Below are 16,833 nucleotides of genomic sequence, written 5' to 3' on the forward strand. Positions count from 1 at the left end.
AGGTCAAAGCTTGCATACTTGCTGACAAGGATGAGAGCACATTCCGGCTTCCTGTGCAATAAGTTTGTATACAAACATGCATGGGTTTAGGGTGGATGCCATGAGTGACGAGACCACTGACGCTCGCCCGCAGCAGGTGCGCATCGCTGATGACTTGCGTAATCAGATCCGGCGATCCGAGCTGGCGCCAGGGGACAAACTCCCCACCCTTCATGTCCTTGCCAAGCGATACGACGTCAGCGTGATGGTGGCTCGCCGCTCGATGGATCTACTGCGCCAAGAAGGTCTATTGACCAGTAAAAAGGGCAGTGGAACCTACGTTCGTGAGCCCAAACGGACGCGTCGATACGGGCTTCAGCGCTACAGCCGATCCGTCTGGGGCGGACCGGGCCCTCAGGGAGTTCTGCAAGCCGAAGGCTCTGAGCAGGGCCAGAAGGTAGAGCAGGAGTCCGAGGTCGTCCAGGTGCCCGCGCCTGGCTTCGTCGTGGAAAGGCTCCCGGGCGTCTCGGAGGGAGATCTCGTCCACGTGCGTAAACGCGTCACGAAACTCGATGGGACCATCAACCAGACCGTGGACAGCTACTTCAGCATGGCGACCGCTGCGCGAGCCCCCGGAATCCTGGCAGGAGAAGGTCCAGGCGGACACATCTCCGACATCGACAAGATCAGCACCGTCCAAGAGATCCAGGAAGAGATCAGCGCACGTATGCCGACCGGGCCGGAAGCGGGCCGATTGCGGATCCCCCAGGGGACTCCGGTCTTCGAAGTGATCCGGACCTATCACACCGAGGATGGACCACTCGACGTGGCTCACTTTCTGATCCGCGCCGACATGGCCGTTTTCGACTACCGCTTCCCGATACCGGACTGACTCCCACATCACCATCCGAGATGCCGCCCTTGGTGGGCGGTCACGCTCGACCCACCGACGAAGCCGTCTCCGTCACCTGGCTCGACCCGGAGGAGGTCCCCTTCATTCGAGCCCATGACGGAACCCACCTGCTTTCCGAGCGCTGAGGCGGCACACCGGAGCCCCCGGTTCGGCGGCGTGTCGGGGCGGTAATCGAAGAATTCACAGAGGGTACCGACGACCAGGTCAGGCGGTGTACCTTGGCCTGCGGGTGACATATGTCGAACCTATTCGGGTTGATTCCACGTATAACGAAATGGTATCGGTAGTGTGTGCGAGTAGAGACAGCCCCCGCCGGTAGACAGGCGCCCTCACAGTCATCCCCATCCACCTCGTGGATGGGGTTCGCCCGTGTGGCCGCGATGGCCGCGGTCATCGGCGTACACGCCTACTCACCACTGGTGAGCACGGTCTACGCCGAACTCGGCGGGTACACATGGTGGTCCGCCAACCTCATCGACGCCGCCACGCGCTGGTGCGTCGCGGTCTTCGTGATGATCAGCGGCGCCCTGTTGCTGCGCCCGCGCGATGAGAGCGTGGGCACCTTCTACCGCAAGCGGTGGGCCAAGATCGGCATCCCGCTCGTGGCCTGGACGGCTCTCTACCTGATCTGGGAACGATGGCGCGATGGCCTGGGCGCACCCGACGCCGCCACCCAGGCCGCGTCGGGCGCCCCCTCGATCCACCTCTACTTCCTGTACGTCATCGCAGGTCTCTACCTGTTCACACCGTTCTTCCGGACGGTGGTCGCGCACAGTTCCCGCACCGCGCTGTGGTGGTTCGCCGGTGCGGCGTTCAGCGTGGGTGTCTTCGATCAGCTGCTGTCCCTGATCGACGGGGCCGGCGGCGTGAGCGCCGCCACCCGGTTCCTGCCGTTCCTCGGCTACTACCTGGTGGGGTGGTTGCTGATGACCACCGAGAACAGCCCCCGGACCACCCGGTTCGGGATCGCCGCGCTCACCCTGGGCGTGGCCGGCACGGCCCTGGGCGCGGGGATCGCCGCCCACGTGGAGGGTGAGTGGGGCGCGGGAGGCGAGTACTTCTACGCCTTCCTGTCCCCGCCGATGATCGTCGCCGGAATCGGTGCCTACCTGGTACTGCGCGCCGGCGGCGAGCGCCTGGCCATGGCGGAGAGCCCGGCGGCCCTGGCCACGAAGAACGTCGTTCGCGTGGTCTCCGGACTGAGCTTCGGCGTCTACCTCGTGCACGTCATGGTGATGTACACCCTGCGTGACCTGGGCGGCATGCCGGAGGGCTACCTGGCGCTGTTCGCGGCGGCGGGATACGCGGTGGGGGCCGCCGTGATCAGTCTGATCCTGGTGGCCATCGCCCAACGGATCCCACTCCTGCGCACCATCGTCTGAGCGAGGATCCGGTTCACTCCGTGGGGGTGGGGGCGTAGGCGCGGGCCTGGATCCCGTACAGGTCGGCGTACCTTCCCCTCAAGGCCATCAGCTCGGCGTGCGTCCCCGACTCCACGACCCGGCCCCGGTCCATCACCAGCACCAGGTCGGCCCCCGCGACCGTGGAGAACCGGTGGGAGACGATGAGCGTCACCGCGCCGGACCGCAGGGCGTGCGCCCTGGCCCGTTCCATGTAGCGGCGGAAGATCGCCTCCTCGCTGTGCGCGTCCAGGGACGCGGTCGGCTCGTCCAGCACGAAGAACAACGGCGCCTCTCGCATGGATCCCCGGGCCAGGGCGGCGCGTTGCCACTGGCCCTCGGACAGGTCGACCCCGCCCAACTCCCGGCCCAGTTGTGTCTCCAACCCCTGCGGCAACCGATCCACCACGGACCCGGCGTCCGCCGCGTCGATGGCCCGGCGCAGCGCGTCGGCGTCGTCCAGACGCGACAGGTCACCGAGCCCCACGGTCTCGCGGAACGGAAGGTGGAAGCGGCCGAAGTCCTGGAAGACGGCGCTGGACCGGGACCGCCACGCCTCGGCCGAGAGCCCGTCGAGGTCGTGTCCGTCCACCCGCACCGTCCCGCCATCGGCCCGGTAGAAGCCCAGCAACAGTTTGACCAGCGTGGACTTACCGGAACCGTACTCACCGACCACCGCCACCACCGAACCCGCCGGCAGGTGGGCGTCCACCCCGTCCAGGGCGGCACTCTCGGCGCCGGGATAGGTGAACGAGACCCCGTCCAAGGAGATCCCCTCGCTCAGGATCTCGGGCGGCCGGGCGGTGGCATGGTCCCGAGCGCGGTCGGCGGCCACGCGTGCGCGCAGCCACAGGTACGGTTCCACGACCCTTCGCCCCCGCGAGGTCGCCGCGGTGGCCGCGACCGTGGCGCGCATGGTCTGGCTCAAGGTCACCGCGAGCATCACCGTCAACACCAGGTCGCCGGCGGTTCCGACCCCGCGCGAGGTCTGCCAGATCACCAACGCCACCCCCGCGGCGAACCCGGCCACGAACAGCGTCCACCCGGCCAGGCTCCACAGAGCCGCCGCGCCCCGAGCCCGGAAGCGGATCCGTTCGGTCTCCCGCCAGGCCTGCCCTTGCAGACCGAGGAGGCGTTCGGCCGAACCGGCGGTTCGTACCTCCTTGGCGCTCGCCGCCCCGGTCAAGGCTTCGAACAGGTACCGCTGGACCCGCTGCGACTCCGCGCCGGCCACCTCCGCCCGCCGCACGAGTTCCTGACCTCGTCGGTGCGCCCACACAGGCAACAGGGCCAGTGGGATCAGGGCGGACAACGCCGGGTGCACGGCGCCCAGCAACGCCACGGTGACCACCAGCTTCAGCACGCTCGACACCGTCAACAGGGCGTTCCAGGCGCTGCGGGCGATCTGTCCGGTACCGCGCCGCACGATGTCGACCCGGTCGAGGAAGTCGCCGCGTTCCAGGTGTTCCATCCCGCGCAACGAGGCGATCTCCCGGTGCACGAGGGGGTGGACGCCCAAGCGCCCGGTCCGGTCGGCGGCGGTGTTCAGCAGTTGCCCGGACATCTCGTCCAGGGCCGAGGTGAGGGCGTAGGCCAGGGCCAGGCCCACGGCTCCCACGAGCGCGGCGGTGTGGTGTCCGGCGGCGGTGGCGTCCACCGTGGCGCGCAGCGAGTAAGCGACGGCCGGCACGGCCACCACGGACAGGGCGATGACGGCCGACGACATGGCGGTCACCGCGGGCAGGTGCCGCCAGGACAGCCTCAGGACCTCGATCCACAGGGCCGGGTACCCGCGCATCACGCCTCCTTCGCGTCGTCACGGAAACGGCGGGCCTGCACCGCGAACATCTCGGCGTAGGACCCGCCCCGGGCGACGAGTTCGTCGTGGGTGCCCGACTCGGTGATCCGCCCGCCGTCCAGCAAGGCGATGCGGTCGGCCCGACGGACCGTGGACAGTCGGTGCGAGATCAGCACGATCCCGGTTTCGGAGCGTCGCTCGGCGAGCTTGCCGAACAGCTCGAACTCGGTACGCACGTCCAGGTGCGCGGTGGGTTCGTCGGCGACGATGAGGTTCGCCCCGCGACGGGCGGCGAACAACGCCCGGGTGAGGGCGAGCTGCTGCCACTGGCCACCGGACAGGTCCACCCCGCCGCTGCGCGCACGTGAGAGCGGGGTCCGCCAACCATCGGGCAGCCAGGACAGTACCGACACGAACCCGGCCTCCTCGGCCGCGGCGCGCAGGTCCGCCTCGTCGTCGCCCGTTCCACTGCGCGGGGGAGCGCCCAGCACGACGTTCTCCCTGGCGGTGAGCGGGTAGCGGTTGAAGTCCTGGAAGATCACCGACAGCCGCGAACGCCAGTCCTCGGGTTCCAGCTCGGCCAGGTCCGTACCGTCGACGGTGATCCGTCCGGAGGTGGGCCGGTAGAGCCCGCACAACAGCTTGATCAGGGTGGACTTGCCCGCCCCGTTGAGGCCGACGATCGCCAGGAGTTCGTCGGTGCGGACCCGCAGGTCCAGGCCGTCGAGGACGGGGTGTTCGGTGCCCGGGTAGGTGAAACCGACATTCTCGAAGCGGACGAGCCCCGCCGGACGCTCCGGCAAGAGCCGGGCGCCGTCCGCCGGTTCGATCGCGGCCTCGTCCATGGACTCCCAGCGCTCGCGCAGACGGGCCAGGGAACGCCGCACACGGCCGGCTCCGGACATGTGGAACAGGTCCAGGCTCGAACCGCCGGTCTGATACAGCGACCAACCGGCCGCCAACACGGCGGTCTGCACGGTGACGGTGGTCGCTCCGTCCAGCGCCGCCCGGGTCACGAGGAAGTAGGCGGGGACCAGTCCCACCAGCATCAGCAGCACCATCACCCACTCCATGCGGATGACACGGTCCACGCTCCGCCACAGCGGCCCGTTGACCTCGCGCAGCTGGGACTGCATCCGGTCGACCATCCAGTCCCGCAGCCCGAACACACGGATGTCCTTGCCCTCGGCGGGCGAAACGTTGGCCTCTCGCCAGACGTCGGTGTGCAGCTCGCCCTTGGTGGCGCGCTCCCAACCACCGGTGACCAGATCCAGGAGCCGGTACCGGACGACCACCGTGATCACCGCCGGCACCAGCACGATCGGCACCAGCCACCAAGAGAAGCGGGCCAACACCACGCAGGTCGTCACCGTGCCAGCCAGCCCGCACAGCCAGCGAATGGTGGCGACCGTTCCATCGCCGGGAGTGGACTCGATCCCGTGCTCGGGGTCGGCGCGCACCTGTCGCAGCAGGACCTGGTTCCGCCGATCCTCCAGAGCGGCCACGCCCCGCCGCGCGCCGGCCGCACGGATCAGCCGTCCCCGATACGCGCCGTCCACCCGGGACCTGACCAGGTACTCCAAGGGTTCGGCTGCCGCTTCGCCCATCTGTCCGACGAGCATGACCAGCGCCAGCAGAGCCAACGGCATCAGCGCGGTGGTGAACAGTTGTGGTCCCGACGGTCCGAGCAACGTGCCCACCAGGGCGGACAACGCCACCGCGGTGACCGGGGCGACCAGCCGATCGGCCAGCCGCACCACCACCAACACCGCACTCCAACCCGGGCCCACATCGCGCAGCAACACCAGTTGGGCGAACAGGTCACGCACGAAACGCATTCGACTCCCGTCCTGGGGGCCACGGGGAGCGGCCCGGTCCGGATTGTGATGCGCGTGGACGGTCGCCGGTTCAACGACGGTGGCCCCCGGAGGACGGAACCGGGGGCCACGCAGGGGGAGGGTACGAGGGGTCAGGGCCGCTCGGCAGGCTCCTTCACGTCCGCCGTCGCTCGGGCGGTGGCGCGACGCCGACGCAGGTACGCGATCAGCGGCAGCACCGCGGCGACCAGCACCAGCGCGTACAAGCCGACCGAGATGCCGCTGCTCACCAGGATCGACGGATCGCCCGAGGAAGCGGCCAACGCGCGACGGAACTCCGTCTCCGCGATCGGGCCCAGCACCACGCCGATGAGCGCCGGGGCCACCGGGACCCCGAACGTCCGCATCACCAGACCCAGCACCGCGATCGCCAACAGCATCACCAGGTGCGTCACCGAGGTGTTGATCGCGTACACGGCCAGCACCGAGAACAGCGTGATGCCCGCGTACAGGTACGGCTTGGGCAGCTTCAGCAGCTTGGCCCACAGCGGCGCGAACGGCAGGTTGATCACCAGCAGCATGACGCTGCCGATGAGCAGTGACGCCAGCAGCGTCCACACCAGGTCGGCGTTGCGCTCGAACAACACCGGCCCCGGCTGCAACCCGTACTGCTGGAACGCCGCCAGCATGATCGCGGCCGTCGCCGACGTGGGCAGGCCCAACCCGAGCAGCGGCACCATGGTGCCCGCGGCACTGGAGTTGTTGGCCGACTCCGGTCCGGCCACACCTTCGATGGCGCCCTCACCGAACTCGCTCTTCTCACCCGTGCGACGCTCACGGCGCTCGGCGAGCTTGCGCTCCATACCGAGCGAGAGGAACGTGGGGATCTCCGCACCACTGCCGGGGATCGGCCCGAAGGCGCTGCCCAGCGCGGTGCCGCGCAGCCACGGCTTCCAGGAACGGCGCAGGTCCTTGCGGCCCAGCCACGGACGCCCGGTGCGGATCGCCGCGAAGTTCGGCGCGGACTTGCCACGCGCCGCGATGTACAGCACCTCGCCCAGGGCCAACAGGCCCACGGTCACGATGACGATGTCGATGCCGTCCATCAGGCTGGCGGCGCCGAAGTCGAACCGGGCCGTGCCGCTCTGGGCGTCGATGCCCACCATGCCGATGGCCAGACCGATGAGCAACGACGTCACACCGCGCAGTACCGAACCCGATACCACCGCGGCCACCGCCACGAACGAGAACACGGTCAGAGCGAAGTACTCGCCGGGACCGAAGTTGAGCGCGAACTCCACCATGACCGGCGCGAACAGCGCCACGACGAGCGTCCCGATGATGCTCGCCACGAACGAACCGATCACCGCGGTGCCCAGCGCCTGTGCGGCCCTGCCCTTGAGGGCCATCTTGTGGCCCTCGTAGGTGGTGGCGATCGACGACGCCTGTCCGGGGGTGTTCAGCAGGATCGACGTGGTGGCGCCACCGAACATGCCGCCGTAGTACACGCCCGCGAACAGGATGAACGCGCTGGTCGGGTCGAGTCGGAAGGTCACCGGCAGCAGCAGGGCCACCGCCATCGCCGAGCCCATGCCCGGCAGGACGCCCACGGCGGTGCCCAACAGCACGCCGAGGAAGGCCCACACGAGGTTCTGCGGGGTCAGCGCCGCGGCCAACCCGTCCATCAGGTTGATCAGAGTGTCCATCACAGCACCAATTCCAGGAATCCGCCCGGCAGGTTGAGCCCGAGACCGAGCGAGAAACCGACCTGAACGGCGGCCGACATCGACAGCGCCACGATCGCGTCACGCAGGTGGGCGCGAGCACCGAACGCGTAGGCCACGACCCAGAACAACAGGGCCCCGGCGAGCAGCCAGCCCACGAACTCCAGCAGGGCGGTGTGCACCACCAGACCCGCCAGGACCAGCAGGACCGGTCGGCCCTCGAACCAGGCCAGTGGGGACGCGCCCTTCCCGCTGCCCAGGTTGCGCAGGTTCACCACGCTCATGCACACGGCGGCGATCAGCAACAGCACGCCCACCGCGCCGGGAAAGGCGCCCGGGCCGGGAGGGGTGACGTTGGGCGGGGCCTCGATGGTGACCGCGCCCCACACGGCCACCAGGCCCAGGATCGCGGTCAGCGCGGGCACGATCCACGCCGCCGGCCCTCGCCACACGGTGTTCTCGGGGTCCGGGGCCGCGGCCACCGCGGTGCTTCCGGCGTCCGTCTCCGTCCCCGGGGTCTCGACGGCCTCCGTGGCTTCGGGGGACCCGCTGCCGTCGGTGGTCTCGGACGGGTCGTCGCCCGCCGCGTGCTTCTCGTCTGTTCCGTTGGCGCTCACAGTCCCAGCTCCTCCACGGTCTCCTGGGTCAGGGCGATCTCCTCGTCCAGGAACTCCTCGAACTCGGCGCGCTCCTGGTAGGTGTCGGTCCACCGGTTGCGTTCGAGGGTGTCGGCCCAGGAGTCCGAGGCCAGCAGCTCCCGCACCAGTTCCTCCAACGCCTCGATCTCCTCCTCGGTCAACCCGGGCGGGGCGATGACCCCGCGCCAGTTCGACATCTCCAGGTCGTAGCCGAGCTCGGTCATGGTGGGGATGTCCACCCCGTCCAGACGTTCGGGGGAGGAGACCGCCAGCGCGCGCAGCGGGCCGTCGTCGGCGATCTGGTCGCTGAAGTCGCCCAGCGTGCCGAACCCGACTTGAGAGGTGCCCGACAGCAGCGAGGTGAGGGTCTCGCCACCGCCCGAGTAGGGCAGATAGTTGATCTCGCCGGGGGAGATGTCCATGCTCTGGGCGACCTGCGCCGCGAAGATCTGGTCCACGCCGCCCATGGAACCGCCCGCCACGGGCAGGGTCGAGGACTGTTCGCGCCAGTCCTCGGCGAGGTCGTCGATGCTCTCGTAGGGCGAGTCCTGTGGGACGACGATCGCGAGGTACTCCGAGGCCAACTGGGCGATGGGGGTCGCGTCGGCCATCGTGTACGGCGACCCCGTGGTCTCCACCGCCCCCACCATTCCGAGGCCGGTCATGGTCAGCACGTTGTCCTGACCCTCGCGGTTCGCGGTCTGGGCCAGACCGATGGTGCCTCCCGCCCCCTCGGCGTTACGGACCTCGACGTTGAACCGCAGGTCCTCGTCGCGCAGGCCGTTCTGCATCTCGCGGGCCAGCGTGTCCCAGCCGCCGCCAGGGCCGGCCGGTGCGATGAGCAGGAGTTTTTCCTGGGAACCGTCACCGGAGGCCGCGCTCTGACGAACGTCGAACAGCGCCGTTCCGACCAGGAGGAGGGCGCACAGCCCACCCACCAGACGGAGCATCACGCCACGATCGCGCATGTGTCCTCTCCTTCCTCGATCGTCTGTGCACGTCCCCCGGTGCTCAGACGCAGGGGGAGAGCCAGGACACAGTGTGACCCGGCACACGGGAAGGTGAGGGTTTTGTTAAAACTGCCGTCATATTGGTCGTATTGTTCGTGACACGCGCTTCGCCCCCCGACGACCTGCGCCTTCGCCGGCCGGATCACCCGCACCCCCGGCCACTGGAGTCCCCATGTCCTCACCGCCGGCCTCGGGCCGACTCACCCTCACCGGCTCCCTGTTCATCGGCTACGTATGTCTGTTGGCGGTGGCCCTCGCCGGGGTCGGGCTCCTGTGGATGCTCCAAGCCGACCGGGCGACCGACCGCCAGTACGCCGAACGGGTCCTCACCGTGGCCCGCTCCGTCGCCGTCATGCCCGCGGTGGTCGACGGGATCCAGGAACCCGAACCCAGCGCCGAACTGGACCCCCTCGCCGATCGGGTCGCCGCGGCCACGGGGGCGGACTTCCTGGTCATCGCCGCGCCCGATGGAACCCGCTACACCCACCCGGACAAGGACCGCATAGGGCGAACGGTCTCCACCCCGCCCGGCCCCGCCGCGGAGGGGGTGGAGTGGACCGGGGTCCAGGACGGAACCCAGGGCCGCACGGTTCGCGCCAAGGTGCCCGTCTTCGCGGAAGGGGGATCGGTCAGTGGCGGTGACGCGCGGGGCGAGGTCGTCGGCTACGTGTCACTCGGCATCCTCACCTCCAGCGCCGCCGGGGACGCCCGCGCGGCGATCCCCGGGATCCTCGCCGCGACCGTGCTCGTCCTCGCCGTGGGCGTGGTCGGCTCCTTGGCACTGTCCCGACGACTGCGCGCCAAGACGCACGGGCTCGAACCCGCCGAGATCACCGCGCTGCTCGAAAGCAGAGAGGCGCTCCTGCACGCCGTGCGCGAGGGTGTCCTCGCCGTGGACACCAACGACCGAGTGGTCCTGGTGAACCCGCCGGCCCGCGCCATGCTCGACCTGCCCGAGGACGCCGAAGGTCGACACCTGGACGCCCTCGACCTGCCCGAACGGGCCCGCGACATCGTCTCCGGCGTCGACCCCGGCGAGGACCTCATCCTGCTGTCCGGCGACCGGATCCTGGTCGCCAACCGCATGCCGGTGCGCGTCCGCGGCGCCGAGGCCGGGGCGGTGGTCACCCTCCGGGACCGCACCGAGGTGAACCGGCTCACTGGAGAGCTCGACGGAGCCCGCACCGTCACCCGAGGGCTGCGGGCCCAGACCCACGAGTTCGCCAACCGGGTGCACACCGTCGCGGGCATGCTGGAATTGGGTGCCCACGAGGAGGCCCGCGACTACCTGGCCGACCTCACCGCCACCCACACCCGCACCACGAGCGGTATCGCCGAACACGTGCGAGACCCGGCGCTGGCCGCCCTCGCCCTGGCCAAGTCGGCCCAGGCCTCCGAGAGGGGGGTCGACCTGGGTTTGTCCCCGATGACCAGCGTCCCCGAGTGCCTTCAGGGCGAGCCGCGCTCCGACGCGCTCCTCGTCCTCGGCAACCTGGTGGACAATGCCCTGGACGCGGTCGCCCACGGAGGATGGGTCGAGGTCCTGGTACGACTGCACAGGTCCGACGACACCGACCTGCCGCACGACCTCCTGGAGATCCGGGTGACCGACTCCGGGCACGGGGTCGCGGACGACGTCGCCGAGGAGATCTTCCGGTTCGGGTTCACCACCAGGGCGTCCCGGGACGGCGGTACCAGAGGTTTGGGCCTGGCCCTGGTCAAGCAGGTCTGTGAGAGCAGAGGGGGAAGCATCGAGATGGAGGCTCCCGACGCGGAGGCGGGCGCGGTCTTCACCGCCTGCCTGCCGGTCGAGGCACCGGCGGGGGTGGCCGGATGATCCGCGTCCTGGTCGTCGACGACGACGTGCGCGTGGCCCGCAACCACCAGGAACTGGTGGAATCGGTGCCCGAGTTCACCGTGGTCGGGGTGGCGCACACCGCCGCCGCGGCCCTGACCCAGGTGCGCGGACACCGTCCCGACCTGGTCCTGCTGGACCTGCACCTGCCCGACGCCTCAGGACTCTCCGTCATGCGCGCCCTGCGCTCGTCCACCGAGTCGGGGACGCCCCAACCCGACTTCCTGATGATCACCGCCGTCCGGGACATCGCCCAGGTCCGCTCCGCGGTACACGGCGGAGCCGTCCACTACCTGCTCAAACCCTTCCCGCTCAGCGTCCTGCGCGACCAGCTCGAACGGTTCGCGGTGGCCCGGCGGCAGATGCAGGGGCAGGGGGAGGCCACCCAACAGGACGTGGACCGACTGTTCGGACTGTTGCGCCCGCCCGCCGCCCGTTCCCTGCCCAAGGGCCTGACCGCGACCACCGTGGACCTGGTCGCGGGGGTGTTGCGCGAGGCCGAGGGAGAGCTGTCCGCCGCGGAGGTCGCCGAACGCTCGGGGGTGTCCAGGGTGACGGCCCGCCGCTACCTGGAGCACCTGTGCGCCGACGGTCGGGCGGAACTGCGCATGCGTTATGGTTCCGCCGGTCGCCCCGAACATCTCTACCGCTGGGTCGTCTGACCCCGGACGCACCTCCCGACACCGCCGCCGGGTCACTCGGTCGCGGATGGCCCACCGATGTGTTCGCGCCATGGGCCACTCGCCACGAGCCAGCGCGGAACGAGTTTCACGGGAAAGGGGGAGTCGGTCTCGAAGAGCTCTTCGCCCTGGCTCTGCCCGATCTCCTGGTAGCCACCGTCCTCCAGACGGAACTCCACGATGCCGGGCTTCTCCGGATGGGGATTGATGATCCAGTAGCTGGGGATGCCGAACGCGGCGTACTCGTACCGTTTCGTGTGGTTGTCACGGAGCACGCTCTCGGGGGAGATGATCTCCACGGCCAAGAGCGGGGGAACGGTGTAGTAGCCCTCCTCCGGCGGTTCCTGGTCGAAGACCGCCAGGTCGGGGATGCGGTGCCGACCCGGGTCTCCGTTGAGGATGATGCCGGGGCCCTCCCCGATCTCCAGATCCTCGGGAGCATGGATGCCGAGATGGAAACCCAGACGGTAACTCACTCGTGTGTGCAAAGGCTTGGGCGCGGGCGACACGTCAAGCCTCCCGTCGACCAGTTCGTACCGCCGTCCGTCGTCCGGCGTGTTCTCCAGGTCGTCCACGGTGAGCCGTCGTTCGGGTGCTTCCGGCCGGATACTCATCGATTTGTTGGACGTGAAAACCCGGTCTTTCAGGACCGGGAGGAAACGCCCTCTCCCTTCCAGGTGTAGCCATAGCCGTCCGCTCGTTGGAGTAGACGCATGTGCTTGTAACGGATGCTTTGGACGGTGCCTTGGGTGGTGGTGATGTTGAAGCTGCCCGAGGCGCGTACCGCGACCCGGCCGGTATAGGTGCCGGTCTTCTTTCCCTGGGGGACCACGGCCCGGACCAGATCGCCGGTGGAGAACCCGAAGAACTCCTTGGTTCGGGGCAGGCGCAGCCTCGGGAATCCGTGCTTGTCGGGGCGGGTGCGGGCGTAGGAGCCCCGGCCCGCACATCCGGCGACCAGGACCCGGTTGGTGGTCTGGGTGATGGTGTCGATCTTGCCCACAGATAGGGCGTCCAGAGTGTGGGTTTTCGGTAGGTGGTTGCGGGTCCGGTTCCACTTGGTCCGACCACCCGAACCGACATGAGTAGGCAACCGTTCGTTCAGAGCGCGCCAGAGCGCCCATCGGGTGGACTGCACCGCCGCCGCGTCTCGCAAGGGTGCCTTGGCCCGAGCCAGAATCCGAGCCAAGACCTGCTTGTTGGTGATGAACTCTTCGACGGGCCGGTTGTTCTTGGCCTGGTTGCAGGTCACGCACGCCAACACCAGGTTGGACACCCGATCGGACCCGCCTCGGGAGCGGGGGTGGACGTGGTCCAGGTTGAGTGGTGTGTTCGTGGCCCCGCAGTACACACAGGCACGGTCGAACTTGGCCAGCAGGTACTCGCGTACCTCATAGCCGTGCAGGGTGCCCCGTTGATACTCCACGCCCTCTAGGGGCTTGCCGGCGGACAGGGCGTGGGTGTCGAAGGCGACCCGTTCCACGTGCACCGCTTTGACCGGTGCCCATCGGGTGAGCCGGTCCACCCAACCGGTGGTGTTCTCCACCCGGTGTCGCAGGGACGGCGCGAGCCACCCTTGGGGGCGGGTGCGGTTGGCGAACCGGGGTGCGCGGTGGCGCAGGTTCCGGAAGCGACGACCCCGCCTATAGGCGGAGCGTTGGCCGATTTTCTTTCGGATTCGCGCACCACGGTGGTCGAGCTGGATCGCGTACCGGCCGCGTCGTTCCCCGGCATGCTGGGTGAACACCGCGATACCGGTGTGTTTGCTGCCCGGGTCGATCCCGACCTGGACACCGTCCACCTCGGACTCGGCGATGGTGCGGTCCTTGAGCCGGATGGTGAAAGGGGTGTGCCGGGCCACCACGGCCCGACCCTTGTTCAACAGTTTGCGGGCCCTGGCCGGGTGACAGGGCTGGAGCGGAATCTGGTTCTTGTCCAGGACGAAGACGGATGGGTGCCGCTCACGCGGCCTCTCCCCAGCCAAAGGCCGGGTGGTGACGCCACCGACATCAGGTGAGATGAGGGTGGTCTCCCCTCGCACATGGTCCGCACCGGATACCACCCTGGGGTGGTGCCGAAGTCCCGTTTCGTGCCCGATCCGGGGCGTGTCTACCGACTCCGATTCCAGAGCAGGCCGCTGAGGAAGCACGGCCTGGTGGGTCTTCTGCCCTGTGCGGAACGTAGCCATCGAGGTCACCTCCCCGTAGGCGATGGCTGGTGCTGGTAAAGACGGCTCTCAGCCACAAGGGGCTGAAAAGCCCGGTCCTTCAGGACCGAGATCCCTTTACACTGCCTCCTCGGTTGCATGAAGACCAGTATTCAGCGTCACCCTGGGTTACCGGCGGGTTTCCACAGGACGGATCCGATCCCATGGATCGAGGCCGGCGTGTTCCGGAGGATCGTGTTCCGCCGAGGAATGTCGGTGGTGGGTGTCACACTCGGGGCATGTTGGATCACCTCGGAATCCAGGTCACAGACCCGACCACCGCCGCGTCCTTCTACGACGCCGTCCTCGCGCCCCTGGGACACCGCCGCATGCTCCAGTTCGGGGAGGTCATCGGCTACGGCTCCGACGACCCCGCGTTCTGGATCTCGCCCAGCGAGACGGACGGCCCCGCGAGGGAGTCGCACATCGCGTTCACCGCGGCCGACCGGGCCGCCGTCGACGCCTTCTTCGCCGCCGCCGTCGAGGTCGGGGCGGAGGTCCTGCATGAGCCGAAGGAGTGGCCCGAATACCACGAGCACTACTACGGCGCCTTCGTCCGCGACCCCGACGGCAACAACGTGGAGGCCGTCTCCCACGGTCCGGCCCGGGGCTGACCGGGCACGGCCGGCCCCGGGCCGGGTTCACCCGGAGTCGGCCGCGGCGTGCGGGTTCCGGGCGGTGGCCAGTTCGGCGGCCCGCACCGCGCTGGTCACCGCCACCTCGCCCAACAGGCCGGGCGCGGCCACCTGGTCCCCGACCAGGTACACGCCCCCGCCCCGGTCGATGGCCGGACGATCCCGCCAGGTGGTGCCCGGTAGGTCCAGCGCCCCGGTGCGCCCTCGCGCCACCTGATCGCGCCGCCAGGTCAGCCGGTCCCGCCAGTCGGGCAGCGCGGCGTCGAGCAGCGCTTCCAGGCGGGCGTTCGTCTCCGTTCGACCCTCACCCGGGCGGACCGGAAGCTGTGCCTGGACCAGGTCCTCGCCCGCCGGGGCGAGCGTGGGGTCGACGACGGTGTAGCGCTCCAGGAAACCGGCCTCATCGGCGTCGAACACCAGGAACGGATCGCGGTGACGCCGTGTCAGTCCCAGGTCGACCATCAGGGTGTGTCCGCTCTCCCAGCGCAGCGTGTCGTCCCCCAGCAGGGCGCGCGCCGCGTCCAGGGACGTGGCCACGACGGTCGGACCCTGCGGCAGGGTGTCCACCCGGCTCCGCGTTTCGATCCGCACGCCCATCTCCCGGGCACGCGCGGACAGGTGTTCCACCCAGGCACCCCAACCCCCGATCAGGTATCGCGGCGCGGGCCATCCCGGGGTGGTGACACGTTGGAACCGGTCCCAGACGAAGGCGGCCGACAGACGGGCGGGCTCGGCGTGGAAGAGCACGACCCCCATCATGTCGCCGACGGCTCGGGCCGTCTCGGCGCCCAGGTGCTCCGTTCCCCAGGTACCGAAGTCCACGTCGTGCGGGGCGCGCAGACGCCGACGGGTCGCCGCTCGGAGGACTCCGGCCGGAGGGCCGCCGACCCGGCCCCGGTATCGCCACCGGACCCCGAGCGTCGCCCTCAACGGCAGGGCCTTCGACGGCGGGATCAGGCCGCGCCGCTTCAGCCAGACGTAGGGGGCCCCGTCCGAGTACAGGACGTGCGGCCCGTCATTGGCCACGTACGGAGGATCGGTGGAGCGGGCCCGCCCACCGAGCGTGGCATGGGATTCGAACAGGGTGACTTCGGCGCCCCTCTCGGCGCCGGCGATGGCCGCGGTCAGTCCGGCGAGGCCACCGCCCACAACATTGAGTTCCATGTCCCTAGGACGGGTCGACCGCCCTCAGACGTGACAACTTGTCGGGGTTGACCAACAAGTACACGTGTTGGACGCGTCCCTCGAAGACGTCCAGGGAGAGCAGGAGTACCGCGTCCCCCGCCGCGAAGGCCAGCACACCCGGTCCACCGTTGACCTCGGTGACCCGAATGTCCAGGTCGTCCATGCCGTCGACCCCGACCGAGGCGAGGAACCGGGTGACGTTGCGTTCCTCGGTGATGGCCGTGAGGAACCGGCCCACCTTGTGCGCGGTGCGCAGCACCCGTAGGGGAGCCCTGGCCTTGCCCCCGCTGTCGCTCACCAGGGTGGCGTCGGCGGTGAGCAGGCCCTTGAGCCCGTCCAGGTCCCCTTCCAAACAGGCTCGGAGGAAACGTTCGGTGATGCGCCGTCGTTCGGCCCGATCGGCCTCGAACCGGGGTCGGCGGTCCCGTACGTGGTCGCGTGCGCGTTTGGCCAGCTGTCGGGTGGCGGCCTCACTGCGCCCGATGGCCTGCGCGATCTGTGCGTAGGGCAGTTGGAAGGCCTCGTGCAGAACGAACACGGCGCGTTCCAACGGGCTCAGCGTCTCCAACACCACCATCAGGGCGAACTCCACCGAGTCGGCGAGTTCGGCCCGCTCGGCGCCGTCGGGCAGGTCGCTGACCGGTTCGGGAAGCCACTCGCCCACGTAGGACTCGCGCTGGGAACCGGCTCGCCGCAACCGGTCGATGGCCACCCGTGAGACCACGGTGACCAGGTAGGCGCGCGGGTCGTCGACCTCGGTGGGATCGACCCTGGACCAGCGCAGCCAGGCCTCCTGGACCACGTCCTCGGCGTCGTTGGCGCTGCCCAGGACCCGGTAGGCGACCCCGTTCAACAGGGAGCGGTGCTCCTCGAAGACCTCTGTCGTCGTCATGACAGGGAAGACGTACCACCGTGCGTGGTCCGTGACACGTCCCCGGCCGATTTCCAGTGAATCGTCTCGCCCGCCGCGGAGGTAGACCGAACGGTGACCCA

The 16,833-nt window shown here is 69.3% G+C and carries 14 protein-coding genes; 5 read left to right on the forward strand and 9 right to left on the reverse strand.

Going from position 1 to position 16,833, the window contains the following annotated elements; genetic code table 11:
• The first annotated feature begins 100 nt into the window (after positions 1–100).
• The gene (locus BQ8420_RS26515) at positions 101–871 is read left to right on the forward strand and encodes a GntR family transcriptional regulator (protein ID WP_160049454.1); all 771 of its coding nucleotides are present in this window, start codon (positions 101–103) and stop codon (positions 869–871) included.
• Between the two features lie 377 nt (positions 872–1,248).
• On the forward strand, positions 1,249–2,274 hold the full coding sequence (locus tag BQ8420_RS26520; protein WP_087102357.1) for an acyltransferase: 1,026 nt from the start codon (positions 1,249–1,251) through the stop codon (positions 2,272–2,274).
• Between the two features lie 13 nt (positions 2,275–2,287).
• Here the strand turns inward: BQ8420_RS26520 and BQ8420_RS26525 are convergent, their stop codons facing one another.
• From BQ8420_RS26525 to BQ8420_RS26545, 5 genes are all read right to left on the reverse strand, one after another.
• Complete coding sequence (locus BQ8420_RS26525; RefSeq protein ID WP_087102359.1) at positions 2,288–4,090, reverse strand: ABC transporter ATP-binding protein; 1,803 nt, start codon at positions 4,088–4,090, stop codon at positions 2,288–2,290.
• On the reverse strand, positions 4,090–5,928 hold the full coding sequence (locus BQ8420_RS26530) for an ABC transporter ATP-binding protein (RefSeq protein ID WP_087102361.1): 1,839 nt from the start codon (positions 5,926–5,928) through the stop codon (positions 4,090–4,092). Before BQ8420_RS26530 ends, BQ8420_RS26525 begins: the two co-directional genes overlap by 1 nt.
• A 131-nt stretch (positions 5,929–6,059) precedes the next feature.
• Positions 6,060–7,613, reverse strand: a complete 1,554-nt coding sequence (locus BQ8420_RS26535) for a tripartite tricarboxylate transporter permease (RefSeq protein WP_087102363.1) — start codon at positions 7,611–7,613, stop codon at positions 6,060–6,062.
• On the reverse strand, positions 7,613–8,248 hold the full coding sequence (locus BQ8420_RS26540; RefSeq protein WP_087102365.1) for a tripartite tricarboxylate transporter TctB family protein: 636 nt from the start codon (positions 8,246–8,248) through the stop codon (positions 7,613–7,615). Before BQ8420_RS26540 ends, BQ8420_RS26535 begins: the two co-directional genes overlap by 1 nt.
• A complete protein-coding gene (locus tag BQ8420_RS26545) occupies positions 8,245–9,237 on the reverse strand; it encodes a tripartite tricarboxylate transporter substrate binding protein (protein WP_087102367.1) in 993 nt (330 codons plus the stop codon). The genes BQ8420_RS26540 and BQ8420_RS26545 overlap by 4 nt, the downstream gene beginning before the upstream one ends.
• A 214-nt stretch (positions 9,238–9,451) precedes the next feature.
• On the opposite strand from BQ8420_RS26545, the gene BQ8420_RS26550 reads away from it, so the two are divergent.
• Positions 9,452–11,116, forward strand: a complete 1,665-nt coding sequence (locus BQ8420_RS26550; RefSeq protein WP_087102369.1) for a sensor histidine kinase — start codon at positions 9,452–9,454, stop codon at positions 11,114–11,116.
• Positions 11,113–11,796: a response regulator gene (locus BQ8420_RS26555; protein ID WP_087102370.1), complete on the forward strand. Its 684-nt coding sequence runs from the start codon at positions 11,113–11,115 to the stop codon at positions 11,794–11,796. The genes BQ8420_RS26550 and BQ8420_RS26555 overlap by 4 nt, the downstream gene beginning before the upstream one ends.
• Before the next feature lie 32 nt (positions 11,797–11,828).
• Here the strand turns inward: BQ8420_RS26555 and BQ8420_RS26560 are convergent, their stop codons facing one another.
• Positions 11,829–12,428: a Uma2 family endonuclease gene (locus BQ8420_RS26560; protein ID WP_087102372.1), complete on the reverse strand. Its 600-nt coding sequence runs from the start codon at positions 12,426–12,428 to the stop codon at positions 11,829–11,831.
• Between the two features lie 29 nt (positions 12,429–12,457).
• Positions 12,458–13,798, reverse strand: coding sequence for an RNA-guided endonuclease IscB (gene iscB / locus BQ8420_RS26565; protein WP_087102514.1), 1,341 nt, complete (start codon positions 13,796–13,798; stop codon positions 12,458–12,460).
• Between the two features lie 461 nt (positions 13,799–14,259).
• Here iscB and BQ8420_RS26570 point away from each other — a divergent pair, with 461 nt between their 5' ends.
• Positions 14,260–14,634, forward strand: coding sequence for a VOC family protein (locus tag BQ8420_RS26570; protein ID WP_087102374.1), 375 nt, complete (start codon positions 14,260–14,262; stop codon positions 14,632–14,634).
• Positions 14,635–14,661: 27 nt separating this feature from the next.
• Here BQ8420_RS26570 and BQ8420_RS26575 read toward each other — a convergent pair whose 3' ends face one another.
• Together BQ8420_RS26575 and sigJ are read right to left on the reverse strand one after the other, a co-directional pair.
• Positions 14,662–15,819: an NAD(P)-binding protein gene (locus tag BQ8420_RS26575; RefSeq protein ID WP_087102375.1), complete on the reverse strand. Its 1,158-nt coding sequence runs from the start codon at positions 15,817–15,819 to the stop codon at positions 14,662–14,664.
• A 4-nt stretch (positions 15,820–15,823) separates the two neighbouring features.
• A complete protein-coding gene (sigJ, locus tag BQ8420_RS26580) occupies positions 15,824–16,732 on the reverse strand; it encodes an RNA polymerase sigma factor SigJ (RefSeq protein WP_087102516.1) in 909 nt (302 codons plus the stop codon).
• Between the last annotated feature and the right edge of the window lie 101 nt (positions 16,733–16,833).

Source organism: Nocardiopsis sp. JB363 (genome assembly GCF_900143625.1).
In the GTDB taxonomy this organism is placed as follows: Bacteria; Actinomycetota; Actinomycetes; order Streptosporangiales; family Streptosporangiaceae; genus Nocardiopsis.

What these genes read in the sequence shown, in the direction of transcription:
- BQ8420_RS26515 (WP_160049454.1), top strand. Translation starts at nt 101, where the DNA reads ATGAGTGACGAGACCACTGACGCTCGCCCGCAGCAGGTGCGCATCGCT.
- BQ8420_RS26520 (WP_087102357.1), top strand. Translation starts at nt 1,249, where the DNA reads ATGGGGTTCGCCCGTGTGGCCGCGATGGCCGCGGTCATCGGCGTACAC.
- BQ8420_RS26525 (WP_087102359.1), bottom strand. Translation starts at nt 4,090, where the DNA reads ATGCGCGGGTACCCGGCCCTGTGGATCGAGGTCCTGAGGCTGTCCTGG.
- BQ8420_RS26530 (WP_087102361.1), bottom strand. Translation starts at nt 5,928, where the DNA reads ATGCGTTTCGTGCGTGACCTGTTCGCCCAACTGGTGTTGCTGCGCGAT.
- BQ8420_RS26535 (WP_087102363.1), bottom strand. Translation starts at nt 7,613, where the DNA reads ATGGACACTCTGATCAACCTGATGGACGGGTTGGCCGCGGCGCTGACC.
- BQ8420_RS26545 (WP_087102367.1), bottom strand. Translation starts at nt 9,237, where the DNA reads ATGCGCGATCGTGGCGTGATGCTCCGTCTGGTGGGTGGGCTGTGCGCC.
- BQ8420_RS26550 (WP_087102369.1), top strand. Translation starts at nt 9,452, where the DNA reads ATGTCCTCACCGCCGGCCTCGGGCCGACTCACCCTCACCGGCTCCCTG.
- BQ8420_RS26555 (WP_087102370.1), top strand. Translation starts at nt 11,113, where the DNA reads ATGATCCGCGTCCTGGTCGTCGACGACGACGTGCGCGTGGCCCGCAAC.
- BQ8420_RS26560 (WP_087102372.1), bottom strand. Translation starts at nt 12,428, where the DNA reads ATGAGTATCCGGCCGGAAGCACCCGAACGACGGCTCACCGTGGACGAC.
- BQ8420_RS26570 (WP_087102374.1), top strand. Translation starts at nt 14,260, where the DNA reads ATGTTGGATCACCTCGGAATCCAGGTCACAGACCCGACCACCGCCGCG.
- BQ8420_RS26575 (WP_087102375.1), bottom strand. Translation starts at nt 15,819, where the DNA reads ATGGAACTCAATGTTGTGGGCGGTGGCCTCGCCGGACTGACCGCGGCC.
- sigJ (WP_087102516.1), bottom strand. Translation starts at nt 16,732, where the DNA reads ATGACGACGACAGAGGTCTTCGAGGAGCACCGCTCCCTGTTGAACGGG.